Genomic DNA, 17229 nt, shown 5'->3' on the forward strand with positions numbered 1-17229 from the left:
ACAGGTAGATCTACTCGTTCCGTAATGTGATCACGGGGTTAGTCAATGCTGCTTTAATGGCTTGATAACTAACTGTTAGGAGGGTGATGACCAGTGCAGTTAATCCTGTAAAAGCAAATACGGTCCAGCTAATTGAAATGCGATAAACGTAATTGTCGAGCCATGTTTCCATTAATAGATAGGCTAGAGGAGCGGCAACAAGAAAACCGATCAATGTCAACCAGACATACTCTGTGCATAATAATTTCCATAAGCCAACTTCTGATGCGCCAAGAACTTTGCGGATACCAATTTCTTTTTCGCGTTGCTCGGTCAGAAATGCCACCAGAGCATATAAGCCAAGACAGGAAATCAGAATCGCGAGGCCTGTAAAAATGCTTGTCAGGCTTTTAATCATTTCCATTTGCTCAAATTGTTTGGCGTATTCTTTATCTGTGAATGTATAATCAAAAATGAGATCTGGATCAAAGCGATTGAACTGTTGTGCGATTGCTTTCATCGTCTGACTGATATCTTGCTGTTCATTTAGTCGAAGTGTTATTTTATTTTTTGGCAGAAAATCAAAAAAATAGGCCGTTGGCGTAATCGACTTGAATGGTGATTCAGATAAGGTATTCTGTATAATACCGATAATTGTGTAGTTAATCCCTCTTTTAGACAATTGTTTGCTCGTCAAGTCTGTAACCTCCATAAATTTCGCAGCCGCTTCATTGATAATTACGGCAGTTGAATCTGTCTTGAAATCTTTGGAGAAATTTCTTCCCTTCAAAAAATTCCATTGTACCGTGTTGGCGAAATTTTCATCTACAGTGGAAATGCCCATAATGGATCCTTCCTTTGTTTCGTTCCCCTGCCAGTTAAAACCGCCGCCAGTTAAAGTGAGTTTGTTTACAAAATTCGAAGTAAGTGAGGCCTCCTGAATCAGGCCTTCATCAATCAGTTCTCTCCTCAGGATCTCAAAATTTTTGGAAATTAGCGGACTGCTGCTAGTAACGTTGACTAAGTTTGAGCTTTTATAACCAATCGGACGGTCTTTTGTATAGTGCAATTGTTTTATCACCAGATAGGTTGCAATCATTAAAAAGATGGAAATCGCAAATTGTACGACAACCATTCCTTTTCTGGCATTGAATCCTCTTTTGCCGATGTTCATCTTCCCTTTCAGCGCAAGGATCGGATTAAAAGAGGATAAGAATAGCGCGGGGTATATTCCAGCCAGGATTCCAATAGAGAGAATCCCGAAAAAGGAGTATATGTAGAATTGAATGCTATTCAATGGAATGGTTAATTTGGTATTGGTAATGGTATTTATCCATGGAAGAAACAATGTGCTCAATAAAAGCGCTAGCAGAAAAGCACAGTACACAGATAGGATGGATTCAACTAAAAATCCGGCAATCAGTTGCCAACGGTTTACACCAACAGATTTTAGAATGCCAATCTCCTTTCCCCTTTTTAAACTTCGGGCCGTACTGAGGTTAATAAAATTGATACTGGCCAACAAAAGAATAAATACACTGATCCAGGCAAACATCCAGACATATTGAACCTGTCCACCGACATTTTTGCCATTTTTAAAAGCGTCATAGAGGTGCCATTTGGACATGGGGTGCAACAGGATCTCGGGGTTTATATCCGTCAGATTTGTTCTAAAGATGCTGGTTAGTTTTTGCTCTATCCCGGGGATATTTTGCGGGTTTTCGATTCTACCAAAGGTACTAAAGAAGCAGTTTGACCATTTTTCTTCGATACCCTCATTTTTATGGAGATAATCAGCAAAAGGTAGGATATACTCCAGTTTGTGAAATGTATTGTTTTCAGGAATGTCTTTAAAAATACCCTGTATCGTATATTGTTCGTTTCCGTTGAGTTGAATAGTCTTCCCGATAAGATCAGTAGTCCCCAATAACCTGTTGGCCAATGATTCAGAAATAATCATGGTGGATGCTGCAGTTGGGGTAGCGATATTTCCCTGTACAGCTTCGAACGAAAATAGTTCTGAAAATTTGCCCATTGCATAAAATCCTGTCGCATTCAATTTTTTTTCACCTATTTTAATGGCAGAGCTTTCAGCATCTGTAATCAATGTGACATCTTGGATTTCATCCTTAAAATCAGATTCCATCAACTTTGCTAACGGGATGGGGGTGGAAGTTCCATCCGTGGATTTTTCATTGTTGAAAGTGCCGGTCATCATCAGCTGATGGATCGTATCATAATTTTTGTAATGCTGGTTGAAGGAAAACTGTTTCAAGATCCACAGGGTGCTCACCAAAGCAACCGTAAATCCCAAGGACAATCCGAGAATATTGATTGCCGTATTTAAGGGGTTGCGTTTAAGATTGCGTAAAGCAGTTTTCAAAAATAATTTAATCATGACGGTGTTTGATGGTTATGTTTGTTGTTTTGGTGTATTGATTAATTCTTCAATATATGTTGATTTTTATGAATAAAAGCTATTCGTCTTTTAAACTCTTGACGGGGTTAGCGATAGCTGCTTTAATCGATTGAAAACTAACAGTAAACAAAGCAATAATAATCGTTAGTAGGCCTGCACCTAAAAATATGGTTATCGGCACTGTAGTTCTGAAGGCAAATCCGTCCAGCCAGTTCGAAGTGAAATATAACGCGAGAGGAATTGCGATAATATTAGCAATAATGATCAAAAGCAAAAATTCTTTATTCAGCATTTGGATAATATTGAAGACCGTCGCACCGAGGACTTTTCTGATGCCAATTTCCTTGGTTTTCAGTTGTGCGGTATACGTACATAGTCCAAGAAGTCCAAGGCAAGAAATCATGATCGCTATGATGGCAAAGAAATTAAATAATGTTCCTTGTTTTTGCTCGCTCATATACTGCTGTTGGTAGCTTTCGTCTAAGAAGCTATAACTGATCGGCATATCGTCATAGTAACTTTTCCAGATCTGCTGCAGTGCGAGCAATGCCGATTTGGTTCCGGCAGGGTTTGTTTTTATATAAAGCTGCTGACAATCTTTTGGGCTAAATTGAAAGACCATGGGTTCGATTTTTTGGCGCACACTCGCGTAATTAAAATCTTTGACCACACCGATAATGGTTCCCGGAACAGTTCGGATCCGTAAACGGGTACCAAGGGGATTCTTTAATCCCATCTCGCGGACAGCGGTTTCGTTGATAAGAAAATGCGTAGAATCTGCAATCGAGCCGGTGAAGTTTTTTCCCTGAGCCAGTTTTATCTTGAAAAAATCAAGCGCAAATTGATCCGAATAAGTAATGCTGAACCAAAGATTCGAATTGCTGGGTTTTCCATCCCAATCGTTATCACCCGTAGATCCTCCACCATATACCATATCCCTCCCAAGCCGAATGACATCACTTACGCCTTTATTTTTTAGGAGATCACTTTTAACGGCCTCAAAATGTTGTGCCATTTTCGGTGCCATGGAGACAGCTATGATATTGCTTTTTTCATAACCAAGGTTCTTGTTGCGTATATAATCCAATTGTCTACCGATGACGACCGTCATGGTGATGAGAACGATAGATACCGTAAATTGTAATACCACTAATATCTTTCTAAAATTTGATTTCTTCATTCCGAATCTGCCCTTTAGTACTTTGATCGGATCAAAGTTTGAAAGTAACAATGCCGGATAAATGCTGGTCAACAGTAATGTACCTATTAACATGATTAAAATATAGCTCCATAGATCAATACTATATAACTGCAATGAGATATGTTTGCCAGAAAAATTGTTAAAAAAGGGAAGAAAGATAAAAACGATGCTGATGGCCAGAATGGCGGCGATCGTGAAGTACAGTGTCGTCTCCAGCATAAATTGGAAAAATAACTCTTTTCTTCCGGCCCCGATAATTTTACGGATACCAACCTCTTTGGATCTGGACAAGGACCGTGCGGTAGAGAGATTGATGTAATTGATACTGGCAATAATAAGAATCATCAAAGCGACTCCAATAAAGATTCGAACAGTGCCTATCCCACCATCACTACCATCCATCTGATACAGATGTACCTTTGATAGCTGTTGGGTAACATATGGAACAGGGGTATCTTCCGGTTTATTGCGTTCGTGTATCTTTTGTAATTTCTGGGCTACTGCTGCGGGGCTGGCATCAGGTCTCAGCTGGAGGTAGGTCTCAAAGGAAAAGTTGGACCAATCGGTATCCATTGATGACAGATAAGTTTTATTGTCATAGGTGGTTTTGTTTTTGACGTAGGCATATTCGTTAAAGCGTGATAAGGGAAGCAGTACCTGAAATTGAAAGGAAGAATTTTCGGGATAGTCAGCGATAACTCCGCTGACTACACATAGATCTTCTATTCCCAGTATGACAGCTCTACCGATTGGATTTTCATTGCCAAAATATCGACGGGCGGTAGTCTCAGTAAGAACAACGGAATTGTTGTCGGAAAAAGGTTGTTTCTGGTTACCCTGAATGAGCGGAAAATCAAAAACACTAAAATAACTTGGATCTACAAAAGCGAAATTCTTTTCTCTAAATCGTTTGTCTTTATACTTGATGGCGGCGTCACCGATCCGAAAGATACGTACAGCGTCCTTAACCTCAGGGATTTCTCTCTTGGCAAAACTCCCAACTGGGGCAATGATAGATCCAAATATTCGTTTTGAGATCCCGGTTCCGCCCTCGATTCCGATTTTGTAGATTGAGCCTTGGTTCTTGTGAAAACGGTCAAAGGATAATTCATCCTTTATCCATAGTAGTAGGAAGATTCCCACAACTAATCCTGCAGTCAACCCGAGGATATTGATAGCGCTGTAGAATTTGTTGGAAAAAATATTGCGCCATGCGGTTTTTATAAAGTTCTTTATCATTGTGATCTGTTTTTAGATTAAACATTAACTGTACACCATTTTCGTCGCCATTATCTGATTTATTCATCTCTTAGACTATCTACTGGATTTGCTCTTGCGGCCATTATACTTTTAGTTGAGAGCACAAAGCTTGCGAATGCAATCAAGCTTAGAGCTGACATGCCAAAAATCCATGGGTTTAGATCGGTACGATATACAAAATCATTGAGCCAATGGTGCATAAAGTAATAAGCGATCGGGAACGCAATCAAACAGGCTATGGCCACCAGTGCTAATAAATTTTTAAGCAATAAGAAGGTAATCTGTAGCACTGAGGCTCCTAACGCTTTGCGTATACCGATTTCTTTTGTCCTTTGATTGGCGGTAAATATTGCTAGCCCAAATAAACCTAATCCTGCAATAAATACAGAGAGCCCTACCGCCCAAGATAAGAGCTTAGAGAGCTGTTTCTCTTGTGTATAAAAGTTTTGAATAACCTCATCCAAAAAGCGTAGATCCAGTTCGTCATCAGGGAAAACCGATTTATAGCATAAAGTGATCTTGTCAATTGCAGACTTCCAGTTTTCCGGATGTTTTTGGTCCAATGCAATATGGAGCACATATCCTGTCTTGCTGCCTGTATACAGGACCGGTTTAACCCCTTGTCGTGCAGAAGCCAAATCAAAATCTTCCATTACACCAACGATGATATTTTGTCCATTTTCGAAGGTTTTACCAATGGCATCCTGAGGATTCTTGATATGTAGTAACTCCAAGCCTTTTCTATTGATCAACATTTCACTTGTTGAATCCCGTAAACGGACATTTCTTCCTGCTAAAAGTGGAATTTTATAAACATCTAAATAGTTCTCATCACCTGACCGGCCATCGAAGGTCAGGGATTCCTTGTCTGGCGATTGATCGTAAGTGATAGCGGTAGTCATCCAGCCATTCATTGCAGGGGCGATATTCCCAAAGCTGATGGCCTTGATATCTGTTAGCTTTTTGAGCTCGTTTTTAAGGATGACACCTTTCGCAGAGTTTTGGAAGGACCCTGGGATGTAAATATTGACAATGGCATCTTTCTGAAAGCCCATATCCTTATGGGTGACATAGTTGATTTGGCGAACGACAATGAGCACACAAATGAGAAAAGCCTGGGCCATGACAAACTGAAAGATGGTTAGTGCTTTGCGCAGCCACGAGCTACGGGAAAGATTGGTGTTTTTTCCGAGTTGGTTTTTGAGCGCCAGTACAGGCGCATATCCAGTCAGTACCCAAGCAGGATAAAATCCGGCTAATAAGGATACTAAGATCAATTGCCCGAACAGAAAGAAAACAATAACTGTTTTGTCCAAACGATCCAAATTTAAGTTTTTGGGAATAAATCCTTCGAAGACATGTAAGAATAAAGGAAGCAATAGTACAGCAAGTAATGTTGCAGATAAGGTAATAAGGAATGTTTCTAGTAGGAACTGTTTGATCAATGTCGCCTTAGAACTACCTAGTGTTTTGCGGATGCCAACTTCCTTGGCCCGTTCAATAGACTGAGCTGTGGATAGGTTAATGAAATTTACAGCACCCAAAGCGAGGAGGAAGAAGGCCAGTAGGATCAGATTACGAAGCGTTCCCGGGTGAGTAGCGTCATAGTTGAATCTCGGGTCAAAATGCACATCTGCCAACGCTTGCAACTCAAGTTTATCGCTGATTTTCTCTCCTTCTTTATATTTATATTTTTTAAGAAGATTAGCGATATTGCGTTCCAATAGAGGAGAATTAGGCTGTGTTTTTGTTTTAATGAGTACCTGATGCGTGTCGGATATACTATTCCATGCGTCCCAGCTATACATATCTTTCAGATTATTGTTTTGTGGGATTGTTGATTCGGCAATGAAACTGTCAAAATTAAAATCTGAATTATGTTGCGGGTTTTCAATGACTCCAGCCACTTGCAATGGAATACTATCTGCATAGATGACTGTTCTACCGATTACATCTGAGGGGGATTCCTTACCGTAAAATTTTTCCAAAGCCTTTTTTGTAAGTACAATATTGCCAGCTGTATTTAAGGTCTGAGCATTTCCAGCTAACCATTTATAGGGAAAAATATCGAAATATTGACTATTCGTAAAAACGATCTGTTGTTCTTTTGGAAAAACCTGAAATTTGTCTGTTGCCGAAGAAATCTTAAGCTTCTGCACATGGCTACGATAAATAGGGGCTACTGCTTCCAAGTTGGGTAACTCAGACTGCATTGTACGTACTAATGGTACGTAAACACCTGCATTTTTAAACTCACCGTTGCTGACAATACGGTAAACCTGTTCACGGTTTGGAACATGTTTATCGAAACTATAGTCGTATTGAATCATCAAAAAGATGACTAATGTCGCTGTGATGCCAATGGCTAAGCTCATGACATTGATACATGTAATCAACTTGTGCTTTTTCAAAAAACGATAAGCTGTTTTTAGTGAGTTTCCAATCATTGTCGTTTAGTTTTAATTGATTCAACCAGATGAAGATCTATTCGTCCCTTAGACTATTTACCGGATTCAATAGCGCGGCTTTAAATGTCTGAAATCCTATAGTGATAAATGCGACCAGTGTTACTATTAATATCGCAATCAGGTATGCCCACCAAGGCATCTCAATATGATATACAAAATCATTTAACCAATTATTAAAGAGATAATAAGCGATTGGTCCAGCAATAAGAAAAGCAAGCAAAATCAGTTTGATATAATTTGATGACAATAGATGAATAATACCCGGAACACTGGCTCCCAGAACTTTGCGGATACCGATTTCTTTGCTTCGGGCTTCGGTGGTATAGGCTGCTAATCCCAACAGACCGAGACAGGCTATAAAAAGTGTAAGAAATGAAAACATGCTCATGATATTGGATGAGCGGATTTCATTTTCATATTGGCGTTGGACATGTTGATCTAAAAACGAAAAATCAAAAGCAGCTTCGGGAGCGACAGTCGTATATATCTTCTTTATTTGGTCGATATATCCTTGAACATCTGTGGTTTTATAACGGATCAACAAGTTGCGTGGTGATTCTGAGGGATCATTCATGGTGTAGTAGCTGTAACCTCCGATTTCGGATTTAAGGTTTGTATAATTAAAATCCTGAACGACACCGGTGATGATCGAGTTGGTTGGACTCATCTCAGTGATAATATGCTTCCCAATGGCTTCTTGCGGTGATTTATAGCCTAAATATTTCAGTACTTTCTCGTTGATCAGTACATAGCAGGTGGAGTCTGGACGTCCCCATATGTCAGGTAATTCTGTTCCGGCAAGTAGTTTTAATCCAAGTGTATTTACTGTATTTCCATAAGTAACACAGCTCAGGGTCGGTAAACCCTGTTTATCCGTGACGAGTTTATAAGTTGTTTTTCCGCTTTCGTTACTTCCGGGTACGGACTGTGCGAATGTGGTGGACAGCGTATTTGATAAGCTTTGGACCTGTTGATTGAGCGTGTTGAGCTTTTCCAGACTCCGGAAAGAACGGATGGGGACCGAGACCACATGTTCAGGTTGATAGCCCAGGTCTTTATTTCGAATAAAATTCATCTGGGTGAGCATCACGGAGATGCCGATGATCAATATAATCGAAATGGTAAATTGGCATACCACCAATATTTGTCTGATCAGGACTGTTTTCCCTTGTTTGTTGTAGCCTTTATTCATTAATGCGATCGATTTTATTTTCGATAAGAATAAGGCTGGATAGCTGCCTGCGGCAAACGTAATCATAAACCAGGATAAGGCCAATATCCCGAGCATATCCCAGTTCAGGAGTTGTTGAATAGTAATGTTTGTGTTGCCGATTGAATTAAATAGCGGGATCAAAAGAATGGCCAATACCACACCTAATGTCATTGCAAATAGACTAATCGTAGCGGTTTCCACAAAAAAACGGACAATCAGTTGGCTTCTAGTAGCTCCAAGTACCTTGTTTACACCCACTTCTTTGGCATTCTTCTGTGATTTTGCGGTCGCTAGATTCATGTAATTGATACAGGCAATGGCGATGACAAGAAAAGCAAGAACGGATAGTGTTCGAATGGTGTCAATGTTTCCTATGCGTTTGGTGACGCCCTCTCCGAGATTCGATGAGTAGAGATGCACCTTTAACAGGGGTTGCAGGAAAAACTGGGTGTAATACCGGTGGTCTTTTTCAACATACTTGTCAATCAGCTTTGTCGCTTGTTGAGCGACCATAGCCGGATCGCTTCCTTTTTTTAATAATATATACGTTTCATAACTGGCATTACTCCAATAGACATTTTGCCCCATCCAGGAATCCATAATATTCATGACCATATTACAGTCCAGGGTGCTATTGGCGGGAAGATCTTTGAATACACCGGTTACCTGTACGGTATCTCTTTGGTTGATGGAGATAAGTTTCCCTAATGCTCCGTTGCTTCCAAACAGTTTTTCCTTTGTTGATTGGGAGAGGACAATACTTTTCTTGTTTGAAAACGCAGTATGAACATTCCCTTCTATAAATTGGAAATCAAAGATGGAGAACAATGTTGAATCGGCTAGATACAATTGCTTCTCACTAAAATTATCCATTCCGGCACGGATAGAAGCCGTAGCTCCAAAGCCATCTTTTACAAGTCGTACCATATTATCAACTTGCGCAATATCAGATTTGAGGGCAGGCCCAACCGCATTGGGCAGGTTAATCATTTTCTCCCGATTGTATTCTGCCGACAGCTGCATGTGCAGACGATAGATATTATCAGCTTTTGAATACATGGTATCAAAACTCAGTTCCTGACGGATAAAAGCAAATAGCAGAAGAGATACACAGATGCCAATCGCCAATCCGCTAATATTAAGGATGCTGAAAAATCGGTTGGCCCGAATACTTCGCCAAGCTGTTTTTGTGTAGTTCTTGATCATGATCGTATCTATTTGTTTCGTGCTGATATATTAAGTTTATTCTTGCTTGTATACTATTTATTCGTCTCTCAGACTGTCCACTGGATTTGCTTTAGCGGCTTTAAATGTTTGATAGCTAACGGTGATCAGGGCAATGAATACAGCTGACAATCCGGCAAAAGCAAACATCCACCATTTTGGTTCAATATGGTAGGCAAAATTATCCAGCCACTTGTTCATTGCCATCCATGATAATGGTGTAGCGATACAGATCGCGATGACTAATAATCTGATAAAGTCAGAAGAAAGCAGCAGCACTAAATTGTATATGGAAGCACCAAGCACTTTGCGCACCCCGATTTCTTTGGTACGCTGTTGAGCCGTATAGGTCACCAATCCCAGTAAACCTAAGCAAGCAATAAAAAGAGCGAGGCTTGAAAAGGCTGTAAAGAGTCTTCTGAAGTTATAATCGGCTTCGTATTGACGGTTAAAATTATCGTCTAGGAAACTATATAGAAAGGGACGGTGAGGGACGAGTTCAGTCCATAATTTGCCAATTCGGTCGATTGTTTGCTGATTGATATTTTTTAGATTCACGGCCAGATAACGGCTGCTACTTGGTTCAAGTCGTAGTGCCAATGGCTCAATTTTGCGATGCAGGGATAGGTAATTGAAATCTTTTACAACGCCGATGACCGTGCCTTCTTTGCCCCACTGTCTAAATTGTTTTCCGATGATATCCTGTGGATTTGAATAGCCCCATAATTTGGCTGCTGATTCATTGATCACCAGTGAATGGGCGCTATCTGCTGGGAAATCGCGTGAGTAAGCTCTCCCCGCAGCCATCTTGATGCCCATATTGGGGATAAAGTCTATATCTATTTCATAGAGTGAGGGAGCGAAATTGGTCATTTTGCCGTCCGTTGACATAATCTCTGTTCCGGCATTTGGAAAAAATGTTCCCGGAACAGTGCGCGAAGCTGTCACCGACTGTACATCTTTATCTTTTGCAAGTGTATTTTTGATCGCCTCTAAGTTATTGTTGACTTTTTCATCGAAATTATAGTCGATGATTAGACGTTGTGCTTTTTGAAATCCAAGGTCTTGCTGTTGCAGTTGATTCAATTGGGAGAATACAATCACAGTACCTGCAATCAATGCAATAGAAAGACAGAATTGAAAGACGACGAGCCCCCGACGTAATAATGTCCCACCTTTACTGTTGCTAAACGTCCCCTTCAGAACTTTAATCGGTTTAAAATTTGCCAGAATCAATGCGGGGTAGCTGGCGGCTAATAGCCCGGTTATAAGTGTTACCAAAAAGAAAATCGTCCAGGTCGTGCCATTAAGGAGGGATGAATAACCAAACTGTTTACCGGAAAAAGCTTCCATAAAAGGGAGAAAGGCAATGACCAAAGCGATAGCTAATATACCGCCGATAAATACGAGTACCAGCGACTCAGACATAAACTGGAGAATCAGATTGCTTTTATTGGCACCAATGGCTTTTCGGACACCGACTTCCTTGGCACGCTCCATGGATCTGGACGTAGCAAGATTCATAAAATTGACACAGGCGATCAGCAGGATAAATCCACCTATGATCGCGAAAATATATAAATTTTGAAAGCTACCCGTTGTTCCCGGTTGGCGATCAGCAGTGGAGTGCATGTAGGCCTGAAGCATGGGCTCGAGGTGAAAACTGTATTTTGAATTGGCGTTTACTTGTACGGGGACATTTCGTTTGAGAAAGCCAGGTATCTTCTGATTGAATTTTGTAGGATCAAATTTTTTCGATGTCAAAAAGTAGGTGTAAAAATCTACATAGTCCCAGCCTTCTTTTTCGAAGACATCAGGTCTTGCTTTCCGGAAGGTACTCATAGATAACAGCGCATCGAAGGTAAAATGTGAGTTGGCAGGAACATCTTCCATTACAGCTGTTACGGTATACAGACCTGCATCAGCCCGACCTGCTGCTAATCCCCCTTCAATGGTTTTGCCAATGGGATTCTGGTCACCGAAATATTTTTTAGCTGTGCTTTCTGTCAATACAACAGAATATGCATTTTTTAATGCTGTATGTGGATCTCCGGCAAGGACTTTCCAGCTGAATACATCGAATGCTGTAGAATCCATGAAAAATACATTTTCTTCCTGGAATCTATTTTCCCCTTGTTTGAGTAGGATGGACGTTTGCCCGGAGAACTGAACGATCTTCTCGATTTCTGGAAAGTCGGATTTCAGGGCTTCTCCGATTGGGGCATTTCCCCAGATCTGATGTTGTTCTGTACTACCGACTTCTTTATAATCATGTACAACGCGGAAGATGCGGTCTTTGTTGACATGATATTTATCGTAAGAAAGTTCATTCTGTACATAAATAACAATTAATAAACAGCAAGCCAAGCCAATGGCGAGACCTACAATATTTATGGTGGCATAACCTCTATTCTTTAGAATATTGCGCCAGGCTATTTTAATATAATTTTGTATCATGATCGCTGTTTTTTATGAAAGTTTGGGGTTATCCTTTCTATCTTTTTCCGAGATATTATAACCTCCCGACATATCATTATTTTATTTATTCGTCTTTTAAACTATGTATCGGGTTGGCCAATGCTGCTTTGGCTGCTTGCAGGCTAATCGTAAATAAGGCAATGCTCAGTGATAATATACTACCTAGAATAAAGGTGAATACATTGAGATTAATTTTATACGCAAACGTCTGCAACCAGCTTATTGAAAGATAGTAGGCTATGGGTGCGGCAATGAGAATAGCAATAAATACGAGTATAACGAATTCTCGGCTTAATAACTTGACAATACCAAATACAGAGGCTCCCAGGACTTTGCGGATGCCAATTTCTTTGATTCTTATTTGGGCAGAATAGGTACTTAAAGCAAAAAGACCCAAAGCAGAAATGAAGATGGCAACTCCAGCGAAAAGGTTAAAAAGAAATGCTGTCCGATTTTCAGATTTATAGATTTTGTCAAATTGATCATCTATGAAATTATAACTGAATGGTCTTTCAGACGGAGTTGTATTATATATTTTTTCGATTGTCTTGATGGCTTCAGGAATATGATCTGCGTTTGATTTGATATACAATGTCCCTTTAAATTGACGTGTCCACAATACAATCGGTCCTACTTTTTCTTTCACGGATTTAAAGTTGAAATCCTTTAAGACACCGATTACTTTGCCCGGAACTTCATGTAGGCTCATTTGAGCGCCAATATATGGCGGTTTAAGTCCCATTTGTTTTGCTAAGGTTTCATTGATGATATAGCTGGACGAATCCGATGGAAGTCCTGTGAAGTTGGTGCCGGCGACAAATTTCATTCCCATGAGTGGAATAAAGTTTTGGTCGATGGTCGCACGCCCTACTATAGCTTGGTTCTCTTTCGTTTTATTGGGCCAGTTAATGTCGCCAGTAGCATTGCCATAATCCATTATGGAATAAAATCCAGACAGTGAGGCCGCAGCTATGGATGTAGACTGTCTGAGTTCGGATATAATAGCGTCTGCATGTTTGATATGTTCATCTGAGAGCGGAACTGTAAATACTTGGTCTTTAGCATAACCTAAATCCATCTTACGCATATAGGAGAGCTGATTTCTGATGACAATCGTACAGATGATCAATATAATGGAAATGCTAAACTGGATAATGACCAATGCTCTCCTAAGTCTGTTTGTTCCGTCTTGCTGTGTTGACTGTCCTTTTAGCGATTGTACCGGTTGGAATGAAGCAAGATAGATCGCAGGATATATGCTCGAAAGGGCGAGTGTACCTAATAAAGTGCAAGTAAGGTAGATACAGATTTCGGGATTGCTAAGTGTAAAGGCCAAAGACTTTCCTGCCAATTCATTGTAACATGGAATTAACAGTAAGATCAATAAAATAGCAAGGATAAGCGCTACGCTGAAGATGATAACAGATTCTATTACAAACTGAAAAAAAAGCTGCTTTTTGCTTGCTCCAATTACTTTTCGAATGCCGATCGTTTTAATTCTTTCCAATGAACGTGCCGTACTCAGATTGATATAGTTTACTGCTCCGATGATGAGCAGGAGAATTGCGATCACCGAAAAGATCTGTACAGTACGACGTGCGGTTTGGTTTCCTTCTGGACTAATGAGATGGATATCTTTTAAAGCAGCCAATCTATATTGTATGGTAACTTCTGTTTTCTGTGCTTTTTTATAGTAATCACTTATTTTTGCGGCAACCTGTGCTGGGTCTACATTTTTATTTATTTGAATGTAGTTGCTGAAATAAAAATTTCCCAAGTCTTCATCAATTGTTTTCCATTCACCATTCCCTCCGTTTTCAGTAAATCGTTTGGCATAAAAGGTGAGTGGAATAACTGCATCAAACCTGATGCTTGAGTTCTGTGGAATATCTTGTAGTATGGCACGGACGATAAAGGTGGTATTATTTTTTCGGATACTTTTGCCGATCGGACTTTCTTCGCCAAAGAGTTTTTTAGCAAGGTTTTGGGTAATTAGAATTGCCGCGAGATCCTGTTGAAAATTTTCGATGGATCCAGCATGTAAGGGAAAATTAAAAAGAGAGAAAAAGTTTTGATCTACATAGACCAGATCTATATCCGAATAAGTTTGCTTTTTTTTGTCATCCACTAATGTAGCACTCTCTTCTAGATTTACACGACTTGCATTTTTTACTTCAGGCAACTGTTGTGCAAACTTGAATAAGGGCGCCGGGGAGGTCGGCCAAACTTGTTCTTTATCATTGTTTTGTAGTATAGAATTGACCGTATAGATCTGTTCATAATCCTTATGAAAGGTATCAAAGCTCTTTTCATCCTGCACCCACAAAATAATAAGCGTAGAGATTGCCAAACAAATTGCCAAGCCTACCATATTGATGATGCTGTAGAATTTCTTTTTGTTCAATTCCCGAACGGCCGTTATAATATAGTTTTTAATCATGCGGATTAGTTTTGAAATTTTAGACCTTATATTTTGGTTATATCTGTTTGCTCTTTTTACTAAATAGAGATTGCAATGGGCTCATTATTGAGACCCATCACTTTCTCTGATCACTATTGAGCCTCTTTTATTCATCTCTTAAACTGTTGACTGGATTGGCACGTGCGGCCCGTAATGATTGAAAACTTAATGTCAAAAATGCTATCCCTATCGTGAGTATCGCAGGTATAAAAAACAACCACCATTGTATCTCAATTTTAAATGTAATATCCTGCAACCATTTGTGTATGACCCACCATGCAATTGGTGTTGATACCAAAATTGAAATAATAATCAGTTTGAGGTAATCTTTAGACAGTAGGCCAATGATGCCCGTAACGGAACTTCCCAATACTTTGCGGATTCCAATTTCTTTAGTACGTTGTACAGTTGTTATCGTGACTAAGCCGACGAGGCCAAGGCAGCTCAGCAATAAGGTGATTGCTGTTGCCAGATTGATAATCTTGGACAATCGCATATCCGTTTCGTAAAGTGATTTGATCTCTTGGTCATAAAAGCGATAGCTGAATTTTGCATGTGGATAAATGCTTTTCCATTCTTTTTCGAGGTTTGCCAAGGCAGTCGACCATTTTTTAGGATCATGGTCCAGACGGACATTGATGTGTCCCAGCGGACCTCTATTGGTTGAAACCTCCATCACAATAGGGTTAAACTGTTGATGAAGATCTTTGCTGTGGAAATTGGCTATAACACCTACAATTTTTACATTTTTGTCCCTGGAAATAACAGCTTGTCCGATTGCTTCGTCAACATTTTTATATCCCAGTTCGGTCATGGCTTTTTCGTTGATTATGATCCCCGAACTCGTATCAGACATCATTAATTTGCGGCCGGCAAGAAGTTTTATATCGTAGAGGTCAATGTAATCCTGATCAACATACTTGTATTGCATGATTCTATTTTTGATTTCCTCTTCGCCATATTTACGGATTCTATTTCCCCAATAACTATCATCCATAGGAAAATGTCCCAAGGAGACACGGGCGATTTCCGGATATTTGGATAAGGCCTGCTTAAATACAAATGGATCTGTTGTTGCTTTATCAGCAGCCCGATTGGGAATTGATACGGTGACAATAGCATCTTTAGTAAATCCCAGATCGCTCTTGAGCATATGTTTGATCTGAATGGTGATCACGAAAGTGCCAATAAGGAAAACCTGAGCGATAATAAACTGAAAAATAATCAGTCCTTTGCGGAGGTATACGCCTTTGTTTGAGTTATTGGATAAACTCTTTATTTTCATGACTTCGATCAATTTTACTTTGTTGATCAATATCGATGGATATACTCCAGCGAAGCATGTGATTAAGACAAGTAACCCAATGATGAACAACAACAGATTGAACTGATCGTTGTAGTTGTTGATGTCCGAAGGGATAAAATCGCTGAACAGTATTTCCATCATTCTTGTAAAAGGCCAGGAAAGCAAGAGTGCGAATAGTGCGACCAAAAAAGTCTCTGTTAAAAAGCTTCGGGTCAAATAGACTTCCCGCTCCCCCAGTGTTTTCCGTATACCAATGGATCGTGCGCGCATAGGCACCATCGCGGTACTTAGATTGATATAATTGATCGCAGCTAATACAAGTAGAAATGCGGCTATTCCGATAAGTCCATAGAGTACCTTGATGTTGCTGTGATTTTGTATAATTGGGTTAAAATGCAACTCAGTTAATGGTGAAAAACGGGTAGTTTGCTTATAGTTCTCTTTTTTATATTCTTCGCCATTCATCTGCACTAATTTTTGATCGATGGTATTGGCGAGATTTTTAAGATGATCGACAGATTTGACTTTGACAAATAACTGATAATAGTTCATCAGCATCAACCAATTGTTTAAATTCGGGTCCTGATCAGGTATTTTGATAAATTCCTTACCAATAAAAGTACTTGGATAACTTAAGTCTTCTACAATGCCAGATACAGTAAACTGTGTCGTATCATAAGAAATGGTCTTGCCTATAATATCCTGACTTTGCAGTTTTGGGAAATAAGCCTTCGCACGCGATTCGGTAAGAACGACTTCATTTTGGAGCTTGAAAAGCTGATGCGGACTTCCGGCAAGCCATTTATAGGGGACCATTTTAAAATAATCGGCAGTCGTTGCAAAAATTTTTTCCTGTTCGGTAAACTCTGTGGGTGTTTCACTTTTGGAAGCTGGTGTTACGACTTCAAAATAACGATTATAATAAGGTACAACCAATTCGACATCTTCTGAGTTCTCTTTCAGGTAATAAGGAAGGGGAAATGGTACTGCGTCAAAATCTCCGCTTTCTTTTTCGCTTTGTGTATGCGAGAATACTTTGTATATCTGCTCTTTGTCTGGATGTTGTCGGTCAAAACTAAATTCATAATTGACAATACGAAAGATAAGCCAACAGGCGCTTATACCTATGGCTAGTCCCAATACATTTAGCAAAGTAAAAAGACGATGTCGCCAGAGTTGTCTAAATATCAATTTCATATTACTCATTACAATTCAGTTTT

At 39.7% G+C, this 17229-nt stretch carries 7 protein-coding genes; all 7 read right to left on the reverse strand.

The genetic code is table 11. The features are described 5' to 3' along the window. Positions 1–10: 10 nt before the first annotated feature. Complete coding sequence (locus tag ABTV71_RS04690) at positions 11–2377, reverse strand: ABC transporter permease (protein ID WP_433902376.1); 2367 nt, start codon at positions 2375–2377, stop codon at positions 11–13. Positions 2378–2456: 79 nt separating this feature from the next. After that, on the reverse strand, positions 2457–4838 hold the full coding sequence (locus ABTV71_RS04695) for an ABC transporter permease (protein ID WP_433902377.1): 2382 nt from the start codon (positions 4836–4838) through the stop codon (positions 2457–2459). A gap of 59 nt (positions 4839–4897) precedes the next feature. Beyond that, positions 4898–7306, reverse strand: coding sequence for an ABC transporter permease (locus ABTV71_RS04700; RefSeq protein ID WP_433902378.1), 2409 nt, complete (start codon positions 7304–7306; stop codon positions 4898–4900). A gap of 37 nt (positions 7307–7343) precedes the next feature. Further along, positions 7344–9746 (reverse strand): ABC transporter permease, encoded by a 2403-nt coding sequence (locus ABTV71_RS04705; RefSeq protein ID WP_433902379.1) that lies wholly within the window; start codon positions 9744–9746, stop codon positions 7344–7346. A 57-nt stretch (positions 9747–9803) separates the two neighbouring features. Then, positions 9804–12221, reverse strand: coding sequence for an ABC transporter permease (locus tag ABTV71_RS04710; RefSeq protein ID WP_433902380.1), 2418 nt, complete (start codon positions 12219–12221; stop codon positions 9804–9806). An 85-nt stretch (positions 12222–12306) separates the two neighbouring features. Further along, positions 12307–14682 carry an ABC transporter permease gene (locus ABTV71_RS04715; RefSeq protein ID WP_433902381.1) on the reverse strand — a complete coding sequence of 792 codons (2376 nt, stop codon included), beginning with the start codon at positions 14680–14682 and terminating at the stop codon, positions 12307–12309. Positions 14683–14809: 127 nt separating this feature from the next. After that, positions 14810–17215 (reverse strand): ABC transporter permease, encoded by a 2406-nt coding sequence (locus tag ABTV71_RS04720; protein WP_433902382.1) that lies wholly within the window; start codon positions 17213–17215, stop codon positions 14810–14812. Between the last annotated feature and the right edge of the window lie 14 nt (positions 17216–17229).

This window comes from Sphingobacterium puteale, assembly GCF_050986225.1.
GTDB classification, from domain to species: Bacteria; Bacteroidota; Bacteroidia; order Sphingobacteriales; family Sphingobacteriaceae; genus Sphingobacterium; species Sphingobacterium puteale.

Coding starts and splice junctions, on each gene's coding strand:
- ABTV71_RS04720 (WP_433902382.1), bottom strand. CDS start 17,215: ATGAGTAATATGAAATTGATATTTAGACAACTCTGGCGACATCGTCTT.
- ABTV71_RS04715 (WP_433902381.1), bottom strand. CDS start 14,682: ATGATTAAAAACTATATTATAACGGCCGTTCGGGAATTGAACAAAAAG.
- ABTV71_RS04705 (WP_433902379.1), bottom strand. CDS start 9,746: ATGATCAAGAACTACACAAAAACAGCTTGGCGAAGTATTCGGGCCAAC.
- ABTV71_RS04700 (WP_433902378.1), bottom strand. CDS start 7,306: ATGATTGGAAACTCACTAAAAACAGCTTATCGTTTTTTGAAAAAGCAC.
- ABTV71_RS04695 (WP_433902377.1), bottom strand. CDS start 4,838: ATGATAAAGAACTTTATAAAAACCGCATGGCGCAATATTTTTTCCAAC.
- ABTV71_RS04690 (WP_433902376.1), bottom strand. CDS start 2,377: ATGATTAAATTATTTTTGAAAACTGCTTTACGCAATCTTAAACGCAAC.
- ABTV71_RS04710 (WP_433902380.1), bottom strand. CDS start 12,221: ATGATACAAAATTATATTAAAATAGCCTGGCGCAATATTCTAAAGAAT.